Consider the following 18,467-nt stretch of genomic DNA (forward strand, 5'->3'; position numbering starts at 1 on the left):
GCGGGCTTTTTTCATGAATTGATGTCTCCTTCGCTTATCGGTGGTTGCAGCGGCAATTCATTAGGCGGCATAGATGGTTCGTCGGCGGCGGCTGGTGCGACAAAGAAAGAGTGAGGAATTGAACGCGGGTTCACCATAGGTCACGAAGTCTCAGTATCGGCTTATGTACAAGGGCGCATGACCCCGGACGCGCGCCGGGCGTTTGCGGCTTTGCTGCTAAAGGACAAGGCTTTGGCGGCAGAGGTCGAAATATTACCGTCAGTTCGCGCTGAATTCGAAGGGACCACGCGCCATCCTGATCGGGAAAAGGGGTGGGCTGCACTGGAAGCCGCACTCGAACAGCCACTTCGGCCAGCAAACGATAATCGCCGACCATAGGTGCCGATCCTGCGTTATGCAGGTGTGGCCGCCGCAGCGATAGCGATCTGACAGGTTGTCGCAGTGCCGCGTCTGGCCGAGGAAAGGATCGGGGAGGGGTTCAGCGTGGCCAGCGAGAACACGGGCCAAACCTTCGTCCTTCAGGTCCAATTTTTGCCGAACACCACGTTGGACGACATCGCCACAATACTGTTGCCCTTTAGCGGCACCATCAGCGATGGGCCAAGCGCAATTGGGTTGGTGCGTCTGGCCTTTGTAACAGAAGATGATCGCGCCCAAGGGTTGGAGGCGTTGCGCATGCGCTCGGATCTGGTGTCATTTATTGCCGAAGACTAGGCGTTGCATCTAGCCGCCCAAGCGGCGCATTAGCGCTGCCTTCGCATGATAGATGCGCGTCTTAGTGGTGTCCGCGGGCCCGCCCTCCGCTTCCGAGATTTCCTGATAGTTCATGTCCTCGAAAAATGCCAGTTGAGCAGCGATGCGGTGGTTGGGGCTTAGCGCGTCAATACATGCGCTGAGGCGCACCCGGTCCTGAGAGGCAATAGCGGCGGCCTCGGGGTTCGGGGCTGGATCAATACTGTCGGGCACTTCTTCCACAAAGGACAACCTGCCGCGTTTGCGCAGGGCGTCGACGACCTTGTTGCGTGTCATCGAAAAGAGCCGGGTCTCGACAGTCGATTGCCCTTTGAAGCGCACGGCGCTGTGCCAAAGCGCCACCATGGCGTCGTGGACCGCGCCGGCGGCGGTCTCAGGGCTCTGACAGCGGGAGCGCGCGAAGGCGTGATGACCATCACAATGGCGCAGGTAGAGCGCATGCATCGCCAATTTGTCGCCTGAGGCCAATTGCGCCCGCCAGTCACGATCCACCTGGTCTGAGATCTCGCAATTGCTCATCGGCCCTCCGCGTTGGTCTTTGCTGCCTCGCGCAGAAGACAGGTCCAGAAGGACGGTCTGTTCCAGAGCACGTCTGAACCCTTCGGAGAAATTGTTTTGGAGGGTGCGGGACGTTGCCACTGTGCGGCGATTTGAAGACCGGGATTTTTTTGAACCCAATTGGGTGTCGCTCCGACCAAGGATCAGACCGGCCGTTGAAGCGGCTTAGATTCAGACAGGAGCTATCGGATGACCCAACAAACGCAATAACCTTTTTCTGTGGCCGACCAAACGGTTCTGTCCTCGGCCAGCGCAGAAAAAACCCGCGCTGAGGTGGCCGAATTGTACGACGCGCTGACAGACTTTATGGAGGGCGACATTGAATTCACTGCGTCTGGCAAACAGTTGAACCTGTGCGGTCGGGGCGGGGTCGTTGAAGAAATGCAGGTCGTCCGCGCCCTGATTGAAGCAGCGCAATCCATCCTGGAGACGACCACCGAAACCCAGGAAGCCGCCGAAACTGTGGCTGACTTGACTGTGACGCTCAAGACCTCGCTGGATGTTGTGTCTAAACTGGGCGGGGTCTTTGGGTCAGCATTCAAGGTGGCCACGCAGTTCATCGACGGTGCGTTAGAGAAAATCGAGGACGGCGCCAATTCCTTTGAAAAGAAGCTAGGGAAATTCAACGATCTGGCCGATGATTTGATCCCCGTTCTGGAAAACACGGCAGCCTTCTTCGAGGTCGGTCTCGAACCTTTGATCGAAGGCTACATTCGAGAGATCGGACAGCTGCGCGCGACGGTCGATATCCTGCACGATGCGGTGGATACCTTGGGACAAACCGTGCCAATTGCGGGCCTCGACACCGGCGCCGCCGCCGCCGGCACGCCGGAGCTGCCATTGCGCCTGGCGCAAGCGCTTGTCGGTGTCCAAGCCTACGCGGCACAAATGTCCGGCCAGGTTGACCGCTTGTCCAATGATGCTGGCCTGCCGGGTTCACGCTTTTTTGGGGGACGGGGATCGTGGGCTTGGGGCCATCGCCAGACAATTAGGTGGAACGCTGGATGTCATCGACACAGCCACCGGTGTTGTCGCTGAGGTCAATGGCGTCATCGGCTTTCTGGCCGACCCACTGGAACTGGTGGCCAATGTGGTCCGCCCGATCGAACCGTTGCTGAATGCATCGGGCCTTGTCTTCAAGTTCACGGTCGAGCCGATCCTAAACCCGATCATCAGAGCCACCGGCATCGAGCGCATTTTCAATCCTGCAATCGAATTGATCCTCGAACTTGTCCCGGAGGTCGAAGGGATCGAGCGGCTGGGCGACGCGTTGTTTGCGGTCATCAACGAGACCATCGTCGAAAGCCTGGTAGGCTTTGCCGAGGAATAAGCCCTGGAAGAATTATTTGAGACAGACGAGGACGCGCGTGATCGCCATCGTGAAGGTGATCGCAACAGCGCCGAGCAGAAGAATAAAGATCAGACCAAGGAGTTGTTCGAGTAGACCTCCACCGATGTGGCCACGGCTGTGGCCGTCTTTACCGGCGAACAATTTAGCGAGGCCGTCAAAGAGGCGCTGATCCGGCTCGTGACAAAGAACGTCCTTCCGCGCGACGTGGTTGACGAGGTACTGGACAAGGTCGCTAACGTGGACTTTGCTGATTTGGCGCCCGTGCAGAACGATGCCGGTGTGGACTTGCAACTCAGTGATGGCGTGATCCGGCTGGCCGATCCGGGACCGGCGGATGCAAACGGACGTATTATCCTCACCGGGACTGACCGCGACGACACATTGATTGACAATAACGGGTCAAATCTGTTGCAGGGCGGATCTGGCAGCGATTTATTCCTGGTGGCACAGGGAAATGACACTGTCGATGGTGGCGACGGCGAAGACTTTGTCTTGTTTAACGACAAGATCGCCAATTTCCGCTTCACCTATAGAATGGCGAACTGATCCTGCGGCACCTGACGCCCGAGGCGGCAGGTGTATACGCCGGGACGAACCAAATATCAGACGTAGAGCACTTCAAGTTCTCGGATGTCGGCGTGGCGGCCGAGGCGCTGGAGGATCGCCGATGTGGTGGCCGGGCCCGAGGATGCGTCCGACACCCCGCCCGAGGGCTTGACGCGCGACCGCGCGCGCTTGGTCAAAACAATCGAATTGGCTGATGGCGGGGCGGTGGCAATCGCCTCCCCCGGTGCCAGGGCGACGGGAACCGCGCCGATGGAAGTGCGCGCACCACATGGTTCTGTCGTGGTCGCGGATATCGTCTTTGCGAACCAGGTAAGCGGTATCAATCTTGACGCGATTGCGCTGGTCAATGGCGACTTTGTTGTCGCATTCTCGCAGCAGGGCAACATCATCTACCAAGTGTTTGGTGCCGATGGATCGGCTGTGTCTCCGCCTGACGTGATGGGTTTTGACGCCGGTCGAGCGAACACGATGAACGGCCCACCTGACGTCCTGGCCCATGCGGATAGCGGCTTTGCGCTCTTTTACTCTGTCCAGAGTGTTTTGCCGGCCTGGCGCGCGCAGAGGTTCGAGAATGACGGCACCCCTGCGGCCGAAGATTTCCTTACGAAAGTCAGCAAAGCACAACAGGTCTCGGCGGCCGAGCTGGTCAACGGAAATGTCGTCGTGACCTATCGCGAAGTGGCTGGTTTCGATCCCGACGTTCGCTTTGACATCTTGCGACCCGACGGGACGCTACAGGTTCAATTTCGTGAAATTGCGAGCGATTGGAGCAGCAATAACGACCTGCATGCGCTCGAGGTTGTGGCCCTGGCGGATGGAGGCTTTGTGATTCTTGTCGCCGATCACAAACGCGATCTGATCAAGATGCAGCGCTTTGACGCGAACGGTACTCTGGACAGCAGCAGCCAGGCCCTGAACCTCACCGCTAACGCGGACGCAATCTTGGCCGGTGTGGGCAGTGTTCGCGATATTGAGGCCGTGTTGCTTGATGGCGGCGATATCCAAATGTCCCTTATCGACGGCAACGGGCAGACGCAGACGATCGTCTTTGATGCCTACAATTCGCTCCGGGATTTGAACAAAGCACGAACGAGGCGGCAGGTGATGGGGGCATCGACCGTGTCTTCAGCACGGGAAACGTCAACGTTTTTGACGGGTACGACGGGGATGACGACCTGAATGGTGGTCAACGGTTTGACCGCTTCGAGGGTGGCGAGGGCAATGTCGTCCCGCGCGGCGGCAATGGGAATGACCGGATCCTCAGTGGTAGCGGCGCGGATGTGTTCGTATTCAACACCGAAACGGTGCCGCTGCACGATGAGACGACACTGGATGTCAGCGGCCTAGCCCTGAGCCTTGGGCAAGATGTTATTGCCGACTTCGACGTCGGCCAGGACAAGCAGAATCTACGCGATGTGGCCGGGGTAACGGATATGCGGGACCCGGATCTGGAGGTGACGCAGCAGGGCGCCGACACGGTGGTCAAGATCGACAACAGCAGTATCCTGCTGGAAGACGTCGTCGCCACTGACCTGACCATTGCCAACTTTCTGACGGACCGGCGAGTGGTCATGGAATATGGCGAGGTCACCATTAACGGCGACTTTGTCACCGTCGATCTGGAGACCGATTTTGAAAACCCGGTGGTGCTGACGTTCATCAACGGCATCGCGCAAGACGGCGTCATCGACACCCGCATCCGCAATGTCGAAAGCGACAGCTTCGAAATCCGGCTGCAATCGGTGGATGACCAAGCGGCGCTGCTGGAAAAGATGGTGGATTTCGTGGTCGTTGAAGCAGGCGTCTATCAGTTGGAAAATGGTGCGGTCATCGAGGCTGGGCTGGTCAGCACTGACAAAGTCTACCAAAGCACCCTGCGCGAAGGCTTCGAGAGCGTGGAGCTTAGGGCCGATTTCAATGGTGATGCGCCCGCTTCGTTTACCAGCGTAAACACGGTGAACGGTGGTGATTTTGTAACCGCACGGGCCGATGACATAACAGCCGACAGCTTTGAGCTGGCCCTCGCAGAGGCCGAGGCCAACACCGATGGTCACGTAGTCGAGGATATCGCATTCCTGGCGATTGAGCAGGGCGCTGTTGGCGATTTCACGACTGATACGCTTTTTGTGAACTCTGATCGGCTGGCATTGGAAGCTGATGTCGATCTGATCCAAATCTCGGAATTGCGTGGCGCGGATACTGCCGTAATACGCCATGACACCGCGACAGGTGAAATTTTCGTCCAAGAGGGCACAACTTTTGATCACGAAACAGGGCATGCATCTGATGGGATTTCCATGCTCGATTTGCGCTCAATGAAGGCTTCGTGTTCCGCTTAGGCGCGGCACCGCCGTCGAGCAGCAACAATCGGCAACCAGAATAGCCGGTCGTTCCCCATGACCGGAACCCCATTTTCTTCTCGGGATTTAGGGTTCTGACCCTAGGTCGCAGCAAAGGTCTGATCCGGGCCAGAACTCCGTAACATCTGGGCTGATATTGCGTGACACCGGGCATTGATAGGATACAGAAAATCTGCTGCAACCAGTCAAAGATGCGCGACGTTAGACGGCTTTGGAAATTGACGGGTTTACTTTTGGCCCATCCATTGGCTTTTTGCACATGTGGCGGGCGAAGGAGGCAAAGTGCGCGGATTTCCGTCAGCAAGAAAAGGGCAGGTGATCGGATTGTTGGGTGGATCGTTTGATCCGGCACATGCAGGCCATGTGCATATCACCCGATCTGCCCTGAAGCGGTTTGGTCTGGACCACGTCTGGTGGTTGGTCAGCCCGGCGAACCCGCTCAAGACCCGCGGCCCCGCCCCGTTGGCAGAGCGTATGGTCGCCGCCCGCCGATTGATGCAGCATCCGCGCGTTCTGGTGACGGATCTGGAGGCCCGACTTGGCACCTTTTACACCGCACAAACGCTATCAGCGCTGCAACGCCGCTATCCGGGGGTCCGTTTTGTGTGGCTGATGGGGGCTGACAACCTGACACAGTTCCATCGCTGGCAGGACTGGCGTTGGATCATGGATCACGTCGCCGTTGGGGTGCTTGCCCGACCGGGGGACCGGATATCAGCCCGCTTGTCAAAGACAGCGCGCATCTACCGCCATGCCAGATTGCCAAAACAGGCAGCCCACAGTCTCGGCCGCAGGCAGGCACCAGCCTGGTCCTTTGTGAACCTGCCCATGTCGGACCAATCATCCAGCGCCATTCGCGCGCGCGGAGAGTGGCAGTGATTGTCTCGCGACGCTTTGTGCTGGGGGGCGGCCTTTCGGCGGCTGCGACTGGAGCGGGCGCGGAGGCACCGCTAACCTCCATCAGGCCGCGCGCCCGGTTGCCGTTTCGGGGTGCTACCGCACAGATCATCGCTGCGGCGGGTCTGTCAGGGCAGGTGGGCTGCGTGCTTGCCGATCTGGCGACGGGGGAAAGCCTTGCGCGGGTGGCGGCGGACCTGCCCTTGCCACCGGCGAGTGTCGCAAAGGCCGTGACCGCGCTTTATGCGATGGACGCGCTTGGCGCAGAGCATCGGTTTGAGACGCGCGTTTTTGCCGATGGTCCAATCGAAAACGGGGTTTTGAACGGAAATCTGATCCTGTCGGGCGGCGGGGATCCGAACCTCGTCACCGATCAACTGGCAGAACTTGTGGATCGTCTGGCCGAAAAAGGCCTGCGCGAGGTTCGGGGCGATTTTCTGGTCTGGGATGATGCGCTGGCCAATCTGGATGAGATTGATCCGACCCAGTTGGACTATCTGGGATACAACCCGACAATCACGGGTCTGAACCTGAACTTCAATCGGGTCTATTTCGAATGGAAAAAGGCGGGTGACAGTTACAGTACCGGTCTGGATGCGCGCAGCGAAAAGCATCAGCCGCCAGTGACCACCGCGCGTATGCGCATCGTTGATCGCGAAAGCCCTGTTTTCACCTATCGCACGCAAGGCAATGTTGATGAATGGACGGTCGCCCGCCGGGCCTTGGGCAATGGCGGTTCGCGCTGGTTACCGGTGCGCAATCCCGCACTTTATGCCGGCGAGGTGTTTGCCACCTTTGCGCGCACGGCTGGCATTGTCCTGAAACCCGCAAAGGTGCATGGGGCCGAGCCCGCGGGCCAGGTTCTGGCCAGATATCGCAGCGTTCCGCTGGACCAGATGATGCGGGGTATGTTGCGCTATTCAACCAATATCACCGCAGAGGCCGCCGGTCTGGCTGCCACGCAGATGCTGTCTGGGCAGCAGCGCGGTCTGCGTACCTCGGCCCTGGGCATGGCGCGTTGGGCAAGCGACCGGGCCGCGATTGCCCCCACTTTCGTGGATCATTCCGGATTGGGTGACGCCGCCCGCGTGACCGCGTCGGATATGGTGCAGTTATTGACCGCCGAGGGGATTGCGCCGCAGTTGCGCCCGCTTCTGAAACGTATTGACCTGCTGGATGGCAATCGCAAGGTGATCCGCAATCACCCGGGTCTTGTTCAGGCAAAAACCGGTACGCTGAATTTTGTATCCAGCCTGGCGGGATATGTTCGCACGGCGTCGGGCCGGGATCTGGCTTTTGCGTTTTTCGGGGCGGATTTGGAGGCGCGCGCCGCTGGCAAGGCGCTGGGGGGTGAGGCACCGCGTGGTGCGGCACCCTGGAACCGGTCGGCGAAGGCCTTGCAGCAACGCCTGCTGCAATACTGGATCAAGGCCAGCTAGGGTCAAGACCCTAGTTTTCCGGCGTCACAGTGTCATGTGCCGCGCGCGCGCCCCGCGTTCAATGGCGGCCGCATGCAATCTGTCAATGCGCAGCTCATCGCGGACTTCTTCCAGCATCCGGGCTTCGGGACCCATGATCATGCCGTCGGCAGCAGCCACATCACATGACAACGCGTAGGCCGTTTCGAACAAACGCTCGGGCAGGGCCTTTCGGATCAGTCCAAACAGCGTTTCAAGCCCGTCTTCCGGTTCCAGAAGCTCAAACACTTTTTGCGAGATCAGCGGCACACGTTCGGGCTCGTATCCTGCAAATACCGGCAGGTTGTTGATGACATTGCTCATCTTGACAAGTTCCGAGGTGCGGATGTTTTCGTCAGATGCGGATACGGCGATCATGATCGCGACAAGCGCGTCCTGTTCCGTCATTGGGGCGTCTTCAAGCATGGTGCTTCCTTTGCGTTCTTCTTGCACCATTTATTGACGCTGTGCGGCGCTCGCAATAGGGAGTGCGTTCAAGCGGTGGTCATTGGGGCCGCCTTTCGTGTGTGAGAGATACCATGACGAACCTGCGTGATGCGGCAATGACATCCAAGGCCTGGCCTTTTGAAGAGGCCCGTCGCGTGCTCAAACGCTATGCCAAAAAGGACCCCGAGAAGGGTTATGTGCTGTTCGAAACCGGCTATGGCCCGTCCGGCCTGCCGCATATCGGCACATTTGGCGAGGTTGGCCGCACCACAATGGTGCGCCGGGCGTTCGAGGTGATCTCGGACATCCCTACGAAATTGCTGTGCTTTTCGGATGATATGGACGGGATGCGCAAGATCCCCGGCAATGTGCCTGATCCTGCGGCGCTGGAACCTTTCATGCAAAAGCCCTTGACGGCTGTGCCCGATCCGTTTGGCACACATGGCAGTTTCGGCGACCATATGAATGCCCGTTTGAACAACTTTCTGGATACGTTCGGGTTTGAGTATGAATTCGCGTCGTCCACCGAATATTACCAATCGGGCAAAATGGATGCGATTCTGCTGAAGGCGGCTGAGCAGTATGATGCTGTCATGGCAATCATGCTGAAATCGCTGCGCGAAGAACGCCGCCAGACCTATTCGATTTTTTTGCCGATCAGTCCGACGACCGGGCAGGTCCTTTATGTCCCGATGAAAGAGGTGACCAAGGACGGTCAAATCACGTTTGAAGACGTGGATGGGACAGATGTGACCCTTCCGATCACCGGCGGCAATTGCAAGTTGCAGTGGAAACCGGATTTTGGCGCGCGTTGGGCCGCGCTGGGCGTCGATTTCGAGATGTACGGCAAGGATCACGCCACCAACACGCCGATTTACGATGGCATCTGCCGCGTCCTTGGGGGCCGCGCGCCCGAGCATTTCACCTATGAGCTGTTCCTGGACGCCGACGGTCACAAGATCTCGAAAACGTCCGGCAATGGGTTGTCGATTGACGAATGGCTGACCTATGCGGCGACAGAGTCGCTGTCATATTTCATGTATCAAAAGCCCAAGACTGCAAAACGCATGCATTTTGATGTCATCCCAAAAGCGGTTGATGAGTATCATCAGCAGTTGCGCGCCTATGCCGACCAGGACAACAAGGCCCGGCTGAACAATCCGGTTTTTCACATCCATGGGCATAATGTCCCGGCGTCGGACATGGTCGTGCCGTTTGCGATGCTGCTGAACCTTGCCTCCGTGTCAGGGGCCGAAGACAAGGCAACCCTTTGGGGCTTTATTCAGCGTTACGCGCCTGAGGCTTCCGCCGAGAAAAATCCGCAAATGGATCAGGCCGCCGGCTTTGCGGTGCGCTACTACAATGATTTCGTCCAGCCGACGAAAGTCTATCGCGCCCCGACCGATCAGGAGCGGGCGGCAATGACCGATCTGGTTGCCCGCCTCAAGGATTGGGATGGCGGTTTGGACGCCGAGGCCCTGCAATCCATGGTCTTTGCCGTAGGCAAGGCGCATGATTTTGATCCGTTGCGCGGATGGTTCACCGCACTTTACGAGGTGTTGCTGGGGGCTTCACAGGGCCCCCGGTTTGGTGGGTTCATCGCACTTTACGGCGTGGACGAGACCATTGCCCTGATCACGCAAAAGCTGGCTGATTAAGCGCTCGTTTGCTATGCTACGGTATGGACCGTGATGCTGTTGTCGCAATCTACGACCGCCTGATCGCCGGGCATGCGGGTCTTGTCCGCAAGGGAAAGGCGACAGCCTACACGGCGCTGAACGGGAATATGTTTTCTTTTGTTGGCCCGGACGGGCAGATGTGTATCCGGCTGTCAAAGGTTGAGATTGCCGACTATGGGCGCGACTATCCCAACGATCCGGTGATCCGCTACAACAGCGTGATGAACGGCTACGTGGCTGTGCCTGACGCGCTGCTTGATGATGAGGGTGCGCTGACCGGTTGGTTTGCCAAATCGGTCGCCTTTGCCCGCACCCTCAAACCCAAACCGACAAAGAAATGAAACTGATCTGCCCTGCGTCCCGTATAAGGTACGATCGCAGAGGATTGGAGAACCTGATGGCACGTATTTTTGTACTGATTTTGGGTCTGTTCCTGACCGCAACCTCAACCACCGCACAGCAGAGTGACAGCATTGAAAGTGTGATCGGCAATCAGTTGCAGGCCTTCAATGATCGCGATCTGCAAGAGGCGTGGAGCTATGCAAGCCCCAATATCAAACGCATCTTCGAAAATCCGCAGAATTTTGGCCTGATGGTCGAACGCGGATATCCCATGGTCTGGGACAACCGGCAGGTCGAGTTTCTGGAGCGCCGCGAAGTGAACGGCGCGCAGATGCAAAAGGTCATGTTACGTGACCCTTCCGGCAACCTGTATGTGCTGCTGTATCAGATGATCGAAACCGGCAATGGCTGGCAGATCAATGGTGTGCAACTGTTGCCCGGCAATGGTGTGGGCGCATAGGGCCCTGACCCTGGCTGCTTGATGACCTGTTGCGGGCGCACCGTCACGGTGCTGTCAGCACGGATTTAGACCCTTTCTTTAGATGTTGGCCCGAGTGGTCCGGTACGTCGTGCCGGGCCTTTGCATGTCATTCAAAGAGGGTCCCTCATGAACAAGGCGATAACGGACGGTATTGTATTTAATCCCCAGCCTTTTGCGGCGGGTCTGGCGGTGTGGTCAAGCGGCGATGGCACGCCGGGGTCCGACACTTATGCTGTCAGCGGCTCGGGGGTTTTTGTCGCGGCCGATCAGGATTTTGCCGGTTGCCTTGAAGTGCTCAAGAACGACCCGATCACGCGCGTCAGATATATGGGCGAAACGCCGATCTTGCCCGGGTGCTATCTGCGTGTGACGGCCCGGGTCAAGGCGGTGGCGGGCCCGTTTCCATCGGTGCGCGTGTCTGGCTGGGCCGGGCTGGCGGGCGGCGCGCAGGCCTCTGGTCTGCCCGAGGCGGGACCGACAACCGCATTGACCAGTTATGGCGAGGTTGTCGAGATATCGGCCATTATTGGCACCGGAGATCGCACTGGGGTGGATCTGGTCTGGACAGGTGCGAATTACGGCCATCTTGGCGTTGAACTGACAGGCCCCACCGGGGGACTGGTCCGCATTGACGACATTATGATCGAGGATGTGACATCCGTCTTTACCCGCGATCTTTTGTCCATCGTCGACGTTCGCGATTATGGCGCCAAGGGGGATGGGGTTACCGATGACAGTGCTGCCTTTGAAGCCGCCGACGCCGCCGCAGATGGGCGCACCGTTGTTGTGCCTGACGGGGTCTATCTGTTGGAAGACACGGTCACGATGGAAAGTCAGGTCAAGTTTGCAGGCACAATTGTGCAGGCGCCTGAACACCGGTTTATTCTGCGCCTCGATTACAACTACGAAACCTATGTCGAGGCCTTCCAAGACGAAGAACTTGCCTTCAAAAAGGCGTTTCAGGCGCTGATCAACTTTTCCGACCATGAATCGCTTGATCTGAACGGGCGCCGGATTTCCCTGACAGAGCCTGTTGATATGCAGGCCACTGATCCGACCCGCACCCGGTTCGAGACGCGCCGGGTGATCAGAAACGGACAGTTTCAGCCTATTGAGGGTGCGGCCTGGGATCCGACGGAAGTGACCTCGCAGGCCACATATGATCCGTCCGATGACAAGGTGCTGACCAATGTCGCCGAGATTGCGGCGATTCCTGTCGGCGCCCTTGTGTCCGGCAATGGGGTTGGGCGGGAAATCTATGTGCGCGCAGTGAACCTGTCGGCACAGTCCCTCACCCTGAGCCGTCCGTTATTCGATGCGGAGGGAAGCCAGAATTTCACCTTCACCCGTTTCAAATACATGTTGGATTTCTCGGGCTACGACAAGTTCAGCCAGTTTGTACTGGACGACATCGAATTTCAGGGGCGCGACATCGCCAGCGGGATTATGCTGGCCCCGGATGGCTTTACCTTTCACCTGCGCGATTGCTTTATCAACCGGCCCAAGGATCGGGGGCTGTCATCGCCAGGGCGCGGCTGCCAGGGGATGATGATCGACAGGTGTCAGTTGATCTCGGCCGAGCAGGCGATCCCGGTCGCTGACCGCACGACGATTGGCTTTAACGCCAATGCCAATGACGTCAAAATCCGTGACAACCGCACCAGCAAGTTCAAGCATTTCTGCGTTCTTGCAGGCTCGGGCTCGCTGATTTCGGGCAATCACTGGTTTCACGGGGATGATGAGACAAATGGCGTGCGCATGGGGGGGATCGTCATCACCTCGCCCAATCCCAAAAGCGTGTTTACGGGCAATTATTGTGACAATAACTTTATTGAATGGACCAACGAACATTTTAGCGATCCGGCGCTGGGCGCGCAGTTCTCATTCGGTGGTTTGACGATTACCGGCAATATCTTCACGACCAATGATGTCGCGGATTGGTTCAACTTCATTGTCATCAAACCCTACGGCCCTAACCATTTCATCAATGGCTTCTCTGTCGTCAGTAACGTTTTCCGGTCGCTCAATGGCCGCATTGACCGGGTGGAGCACGTGGATACCACATTTGCGGATATCAATTATGACCGGACCCGGGATCTGAACTTTAGCGGGAATGTGTTTCACAATGTCAACGAACCCGTGCAGAACCCTGCCTTTCTGACCCACACCCAATCGACCGAGGCGACAACCTGGCTTGTTGATACCGGAACGGCCCTGCCATTTGGTGGCCGCGCGAAATACGTGGATGTGGTGACGGCCGAAGGGGCCATCACAAACGCAGGCGGCAGCCGTGTCCACGATTTTCCCTGGACCGAAGGCGAGCAGGGCGCAGACCTGCGCAGCGTCCATCTGAATTGGTCGCAGGCCGTCAAAGGGCGGGTCCGATATCAGGTCCGCATGGATGAGACCGACGATTGATTTTGCGGCTGCCTTATTATTGGGCATTTGTCCGTCACAAGGCGCTTTGCGGTCAAAAAACGATGCTCCGCTCTGGTCATTGGGCGGGGTCTTTTGGCATCAGGTAAGGTGAATGTTTGACGCGAAAGCTGCCGCCATCACTTACGCCGCCCCCATCAATGTCAGCCCTGCATTGGCACCCCGCGCCCAAGGCCAATTGCATCTTGTGGCAAAACGGCGCGGCGCTGAGACGGTCATTGGTGATTTGCGGCAGGATGGTTCGCTTAAGGCGCTGTTCCCGCGTAGCAAGGGTGCGTCACTTGATGCGGTGTTTCTGAATACTGCGGGTGGTCTGACCGGCGGCGACCAGATGACAATCGCGGTTGAGGCTGCCGAGGGCGCCCATGTGACCCTGTCGTCACAAGCTGCCGAGCGCGCCTATCGCGCCCAACCCGAACAAGTCGCGCGGGCGGATGTAACGCTGACCGCCGGTCCTGGCGCCCGTGTGGACTGGCTGCCGCAGGAGACCATCATCTTTGATGGGGCGGCGCTGGATCGCACCGTGCATGTGAACCTTGCCCCTGATGCAACCGCATTGATTGTCGAACCAATCATCTTTGGGCGCGTCGCAATGGGCGAAACGGTTCACAGCCTGCATTTCACCGATCATTGGCGGGTTCACCGGGCGGGCGATCTGGTCTTCGCCGATGCCGTTCGCCTTGTCGGGGACGCCAACAGCCTTTTGCAACGCAAGGCGGTGGCTGCGGGGGCGGGTGCCATGGCCACCGTTCTTTTGGCAGGCCCACAGGCTGCGGGTTTTGCCGAGATGCCATTGCCCGCTGATGCGGGTGCAAGCCTGATCGCTGACGACCTGTTGTTGATCAGGCTGCTTGCTGCCGATAGTTTCATGCTGCGCCGCGTCCTGATCCCGTTGATCGAACAGGTGTCGGCGGCCCCGATCCCTCGTGTCTGGAGACTTTGACCCATGCAACTGACCCCACGTGAAAAGGACAAGCTGCTGATTGCGATGGCCGCCGAAGTGGCCCGCAAGCGTCTTGCCCGTGGTGTAAAGCTGAACCATCCCGAGGCGATTGCCCTGATCACCGATGCCGTTGTCGAAGGCGCGCGTGACGGGCGGTCGGTCGCGGACATGATGCAGGCCGGCGCAAAGGTGATCACGCGCGATCAGGTCATGGATGGGATCGCCGAGATGATCCACGAGGTGCAGGTCGAAGCCACCTTTCCCGATGGCACCAAGCTGGTGACCGTGCATGATCCAATCCGCTGAGGGTAATTTGCAATGCGCAAGATGATGAAGGACGGACGATATGAAACCGGGTGAAGTGATCGTTGCCGAGGGCGCGTTGATGCTGAATGCAGGCGCCCAAGCCGTGACGCTTGAGGTGGCCAATACGGGTGATCGGCCGGTGCAGGTCGGCTCTCACTTTCACTTTGCCGAGACGAATTCCGCGTTGGAATTTGACCGCGATACCGCCCACGGCATGCGGCTGGATATCGCCGCAGGAACGGCGGTGCGATTCGAACCGGGTCAGCGGCGCGAGGTTTCATTGATCCCCATATCGGGTGCGCGCCGGATATTCGGTTTCAACGGCAAAGTAATGGGTGATTTGTGAATGCTGCAATGCAGAAAAATGCTGCACTCGCATAATGATTGACATATATTGGCGATGCGAAATTCTTTTCAACTCCGAGGACTGAGAGATGACCCCAGCACTGACCATGACGATTTCGGCAGAAATGACCCGGGCGACTGCGGCTGTGATCTGCGAACAAATGCGCCTGACACAGGCCGTTTTTGACAAGACATACACCGCCCAGAAGGCGCTGATCCTGCCATTTCTGGACCAACCTTCTGCTGCGCCCAAACCCGTTACCCCAAAACGCGCAGCCCCCAAAAAGCCCGCCGCGAAGGCGGCGCCAGCAAAGAAAGTGGTAGCCAGTAAACCAAAGCCGGCCAAGTCCGTGGCGGCCGCACCAAAGGCAGAAAAGGCCGCCGCGCCCAAGCCAGCAGCGGCACCCAAAGCCAAACCAGTCGCTGTGAAAGCGGCGGCGCCTGCGCCCGCAGCGCCAGTGCAGCCCAAAGTAGCGGCGCCAAAGGCACCGGAGGCGCCGGCGAAGCCTGCACCCGTTGCTGCCGCACCAAAACCCGTCGCAAAGGCAGCAGCGCCTGCGCCCGCGAAAAAACAACCCGTCGCCAAAAAAGCAACGGCCAAGCCCGCAAAACCAAAGACCGCGGCGCCGAAATCTGCCCGTAAACCCGCCGCTGCGCCAAAGGCTGCAACAGCGGCTGTTGCCGCAACAGCAGAGAAACCAGCGCTCAAAGCTGCTGCACCTGCCAAACCCGCCCCAACCCCGCCGTCCAAGTCACGCAAGAAAACCGTGACCTTGGCCGAGGTTCCGTTGGATGGGGCCAAAGCCAAAACCTGACCGGAGACGCCCATGCCCGCCTCGATTTCCAGAGCTGACTACGCCGCCATGTTTGGTCCCACTGTTGGGGACCGGGTGCGATTGGCGGATACAGAACTGATCATCGAGGTGGAGCGTGACCTGATCGCCGAAGCTGCAGGTTCCGCCGCAACAGGCGGCACGGGCAACAACGCCTTGCTCTATGGTGAAGAGGTCAAGTTCGGCGGTGGTAAGGTCATTCGCGATGGCATGGGCCAAAGTCAGGCGACCCGGGCCGAAGGCGCTGTGGATACCGTTATCACCAATGCGCTGATTGTTGACTGGACGGGGATTATCAAGGCCGATGTGGGCCTTAAGGATGGCAAGATCGTTGGGATCGGCAAAGCTGGTAACCCTGACACGCAGCCGGGCGTCGATATTATCGTTGGGCCCGGCACAGAAGCGATCGCGGGCGAGGGTCGCATTCTGACAGCTGGGGGGATCGACAGCCATATCCACTTTATCTGTCCACAACAGATCGAAGACGCGCTGCATTCCGGACTGACCACGATGATCGGGGGCGGCACAGGGCCTGCGCATGGTACGCTTGCGACGACCTGTACGCCCGGGCCATGGCATATCGGGCGGATGTTGCAGGCAGCAGATGCGTTTCCGATGAACCTTGCCTTTGCGGGCAAGGGGAACGCATCACTTCCCGCCGCGCTAGAGGAACAGGTGAATGGCGGTGCGTCGTGTCTGAAACTGCATGAGGATTGGGGAACAACCCCGGCGGCGATTGATTGCTGCCTGTCTGTGGCCGACGCCATGGATGTGCAGGTGATGATCCATACCGATACGCTCAACGAAAGCGGTTTTGTGGAAAATACGGTGGGGGCCATGAAAGGCCGGACCATCCACGCGTTCCACACCGAAGGTGCCGGCGGTGGCCACGCCCCGGATATCATCAAGATTTGTGGCGAAAGTCATGTGCTGCCGTCTTCGACCAATCCGACCCGGCCTTTCACGGTCAATACGGTGGATGAACATCTGGACATGCTGATGGTCTGCCATCACCTGGACAAATCCATCCCAGAAGACGTGGCCTTTGCCGAAAGCCGTATTCGCCGCGAAACGATTGCTGCCGAAGATATCCTGCATGACATGGGCGCATTCAGTATCATTGCCTCGGACAGCCAGGCCATGGGCCGTGTGGGCGAGGTCATTATCCGCACCTGGCAGACAGCGCATAAGATGAAAGTCCAGCGCGGGGCGCTGGCCGAGGAAACCGGCGACAATGACAACCTGCGGGTCCGGCGCTACATCGCGAAATATACGATCAACCCCGCTATTGCCCATGGCCTTAGCGCGCATGTCGGATCTATCGAAGTCGGCAAACGGGCTGATCTGGTGCTATGGGATACGGCCTTTTTCGGGGTAAAGCCCGAGATGGTCCTGATGGGCGGTACGATTGTCTGTGCCCAGATGGGCGATCCGAACGCATCCATTCCGACACCACAGCCGGTCTATACACGACCGATGTTTGGTGCCTATGGGCGGTCGCTTGAAAATGCTGCCGTCACATTTGTCAGCGCGGCGGCGCAGGATGCGGGACTGGCAGATCAACTGGGCCTCGCAAAGAAGACCCTGCCTGTGCAGAACACCCGCAACATCGGCAAGGCAGACCTGAAGTTGAACAACGCCATGCCCGCGGTCGAAGTGAACCCCGAAACCTACGAGGTCCGGGCAGATGGCGAGTTGCTGACCTGCCAGCCAGCCGCTGAACTGCCCATGGCCCAACGGTATTTTCTGTTTTAGGGCATCTGGCCGCGGCCGAACGGCATTGCGCGCAGATCAGCACCTGCCCCGGATGTTGGCGCATCCGGTGCCGTGACGTTGCGTGACAAGGGATTGTCGCCCGCCCCATCGAAACATAGATGTCGGTCAGGGAGGAAAGACAGCTTTTTGAAAGAGGCAATCATGACTTTCCAGACGGATAACACATTGATCACCAACCGCGAAATGTTCGCAGAACTGGCTGCAGTCACAGGCCGTGTGATCAAATCTTATGCATCTGCGCTGCTTGGACGTTCGCGTTCCGCAAAGACCGCCAAATAGCGCAAATTGTGCTGGCCGCCTGCCCGAAGGGAAGATAGCATCTTTCCCGGTTGGGAAGGCGGACAGGCATGCTCATTCGAATACTTGCGGCTTGCTTTTTGGCGGGACCTTCATGGGCCGACTGCCCAGTGGCGGCTGACCTTGAACAGGGCATCGTCCTGACCCAGCCCGACGGCCGGCAAGAGACCTTTCGCGCGCAAGGCAATGGCATTGTCGAAGCGATTGCGCATTTCCCCGATGGCCATGTGATCAGAACCCTCCTCGGGCAAGGGGTCTATGTGCTGGAACTGGCCGATATGGCCGATGGCCAGGTTGATCCGGCCAGTCGCACCACCTTTGCGTTTCGCGATCAGGCGGCAACCTTGCCGGTGCCGGTTGCGGGTGAATATCGGGAATTTGAGACGGTCGTCAGCGATGGCGTGGGACCTTATGCCGAGACGATCTTGCTGCGCTGGGCGGGGGTGACCGACATCACATATGGCGATTGCACCTACCGGATGATCCCCGGCACATTCGAGCATCAAAGTGCTGATTATTGGCACCGCGAGGTGGTCTATTACCTGCCTGCGCTGGGATTTGGCATTCTGCATTCCTATTTTGACAATGACATGTCCGAACCTGCGATCTATCCGGTCGCGGACATCGCAAAGGGTTAAC

General features: G+C 58.4%; 22 protein-coding genes. 20 read left to right on the forward strand and 2 right to left on the reverse strand.

From position 1 onward, the window contains the following. Positions 1-177: 177 nt before the first annotated feature. Both AABB31_RS19380 and AABB31_RS19385 read left to right on the forward strand, forming a co-directional pair. Positions 178-378, forward strand: coding sequence for a hypothetical protein (locus AABB31_RS19380; RefSeq protein WP_342076593.1), 201 nt, complete (start codon positions 178-180; stop codon positions 376-378). A gap of 63 nt (positions 379-441) precedes the next feature. Further along, complete coding sequence (locus tag AABB31_RS19385) at positions 442-714, forward strand: hypothetical protein (RefSeq protein WP_342076592.1); 273 nt, start codon at positions 442-444, stop codon at positions 712-714. A 9-nt stretch (positions 715-723) separates the two neighbouring features. On the opposite strand, the gene AABB31_RS19390 is transcribed toward AABB31_RS19385, so the two are convergent. Further along, entirely contained in the window at positions 724-1,245 is a 522-nt protein-coding gene (locus AABB31_RS19390) for an RNA polymerase sigma factor (RefSeq protein WP_373635168.1), read from the reverse strand. Between the two features lie 285 nt (positions 1,246-1,530). Between AABB31_RS19390 and AABB31_RS19395 the strand changes: the two genes are divergently transcribed. The 7 genes from AABB31_RS19395 (at position 1,531) to dacB (ending at position 7,925) form a co-directional block, all read left to right on the forward strand. Continuing rightward, positions 1,531-2,349: a hypothetical protein gene (locus AABB31_RS19395; protein ID WP_373635169.1), complete on the forward strand. Its 819-nt coding sequence runs from the start codon at positions 1,531-1,533 to the stop codon at positions 2,347-2,349. Next, on the forward strand, positions 2,258-2,641 hold the full coding sequence (locus AABB31_RS19400) for a hypothetical protein (protein ID WP_373635170.1): 384 nt from the start codon (positions 2,258-2,260) through the stop codon (positions 2,639-2,641). Before AABB31_RS19395 ends, AABB31_RS19400 begins: the two co-directional genes overlap by 92 nt. 126 nt (positions 2,642-2,767) lie before the next feature. Next, on the forward strand, positions 2,768-3,208 hold the full coding sequence (locus tag AABB31_RS19405) for a hypothetical protein (RefSeq protein ID WP_342076589.1): 441 nt from the start codon (positions 2,768-2,770) through the stop codon (positions 3,206-3,208). Between the two features lie 123 nt (positions 3,209-3,331). After that, positions 3,332-4,408: a hypothetical protein gene (locus AABB31_RS19410; RefSeq protein WP_342076588.1), complete on the forward strand. Its 1,077-nt coding sequence runs from the start codon at positions 3,332-3,334 to the stop codon at positions 4,406-4,408. A 101-nt stretch (positions 4,409-4,509) separates the two neighbouring features. Continuing rightward, entirely contained in the window at positions 4,510-5,568 is a 1,059-nt protein-coding gene (locus AABB31_RS19415) for a hypothetical protein (protein WP_342076587.1), read from the forward strand. A gap of 303 nt (positions 5,569-5,871) precedes the next feature. Further along, positions 5,872-6,468 carry a nicotinate-nucleotide adenylyltransferase gene (locus AABB31_RS19420; RefSeq protein ID WP_342076586.1) on the forward strand — a complete coding sequence of 199 codons (597 nt, stop codon included), beginning with the start codon at positions 5,872-5,874 and terminating at the stop codon, positions 6,466-6,468. Beyond that, positions 6,465-7,925 carry a D-alanyl-D-alanine carboxypeptidase/D-alanyl-D-alanine-endopeptidase gene (dacB, locus tag AABB31_RS19425; RefSeq protein WP_342076585.1) on the forward strand — a complete coding sequence of 487 codons (1,461 nt, stop codon included), beginning with the start codon at positions 6,465-6,467 and terminating at the stop codon, positions 7,923-7,925. Before AABB31_RS19420 ends, dacB begins: the two co-directional genes overlap by 4 nt. A gap of 24 nt (positions 7,926-7,949) precedes the next feature. Here the strand turns inward: dacB and AABB31_RS19430 are convergent, their stop codons facing one another. Then, the gene (locus tag AABB31_RS19430; protein WP_342076584.1) at positions 7,950-8,369 is read right to left on the reverse strand and encodes a tellurite resistance TerB family protein; all 420 of its coding nucleotides are present in this window, start codon (positions 8,367-8,369) and stop codon (positions 7,950-7,952) included. 113 nt (positions 8,370-8,482) lie between these two features. Between AABB31_RS19430 and AABB31_RS19435 the strand changes: the two genes are divergently transcribed. From AABB31_RS19435 to AABB31_RS19485, 11 genes are all read left to right on the forward strand, one after another. After that, on the forward strand, positions 8,483-10,048 hold the full coding sequence (locus AABB31_RS19435; RefSeq protein ID WP_342076583.1) for a lysine--tRNA ligase: 1,566 nt from the start codon (positions 8,483-8,485) through the stop codon (positions 10,046-10,048). 23 nt (positions 10,049-10,071) lie between these two features. Then, entirely contained in the window at positions 10,072-10,410 is a 339-nt protein-coding gene (locus tag AABB31_RS19440; protein WP_342076582.1) for a hypothetical protein, read from the forward strand. Between the two features lie 56 nt (positions 10,411-10,466). After that, positions 10,467-10,871, forward strand: coding sequence for a DUF4864 domain-containing protein (locus tag AABB31_RS19445; RefSeq protein WP_342076581.1), 405 nt, complete (start codon positions 10,467-10,469; stop codon positions 10,869-10,871). Positions 10,872-11,018: 147 nt separating this feature from the next. Further along, positions 11,019-13,310, forward strand: a complete 2,292-nt coding sequence (locus AABB31_RS19450) for a glycosyl hydrolase family 28-related protein (protein WP_342076580.1) — start codon at positions 11,019-11,021, stop codon at positions 13,308-13,310. A 112-nt stretch (positions 13,311-13,422) separates the two neighbouring features. After that, entirely contained in the window at positions 13,423-14,271 is an 849-nt protein-coding gene (locus tag AABB31_RS19455) for an urease accessory protein UreD (protein WP_342076579.1), read from the forward strand. A 3-nt stretch (positions 14,272-14,274) separates the two neighbouring features. Then, the gene (locus AABB31_RS19460; protein ID WP_342076578.1) at positions 14,275-14,577 is read left to right on the forward strand and encodes an urease subunit gamma; all 303 of its coding nucleotides are present in this window, start codon (positions 14,275-14,277) and stop codon (positions 14,575-14,577) included. Positions 14,578-14,617: 40 nt separating this feature from the next. Next, positions 14,618-14,923 (forward strand): urease subunit beta, encoded by a 306-nt coding sequence (locus tag AABB31_RS19465; protein WP_342076577.1) that lies wholly within the window; start codon positions 14,618-14,620, stop codon positions 14,921-14,923. 88 nt (positions 14,924-15,011) lie between these two features. Then, a complete protein-coding gene (locus AABB31_RS19470; protein ID WP_342076576.1) occupies positions 15,012-15,737 on the forward strand; it encodes a hypothetical protein in 726 nt (241 codons plus the stop codon). A 12-nt stretch (positions 15,738-15,749) separates the two neighbouring features. Further along, positions 15,750-17,510 (forward strand): urease subunit alpha, encoded by a 1,761-nt coding sequence (ureC, locus tag AABB31_RS19475; protein WP_342076575.1) that lies wholly within the window; start codon positions 15,750-15,752, stop codon positions 17,508-17,510. A gap of 162 nt (positions 17,511-17,672) precedes the next feature. Beyond that, complete coding sequence (locus tag AABB31_RS19480; protein ID WP_373635173.1) at positions 17,673-17,810, forward strand: hypothetical protein; 138 nt, start codon at positions 17,673-17,675, stop codon at positions 17,808-17,810. Between the two features lie 128 nt (positions 17,811-17,938). Next, the gene (locus AABB31_RS19485) at positions 17,939-18,466 is read left to right on the forward strand and encodes a hypothetical protein (protein WP_342076574.1); all 528 of its coding nucleotides are present in this window, start codon (positions 17,939-17,941) and stop codon (positions 18,464-18,466) included. Position 18,467: the final 1 nt, after the last annotated feature.

The organism is Yoonia sp. SS1-5, from assembly GCF_038443705.2.
In the GTDB taxonomy this organism is placed as follows: Bacteria; Pseudomonadota; Alphaproteobacteria; order Rhodobacterales; family Rhodobacteraceae; genus Yoonia; species Yoonia rhodophyticola.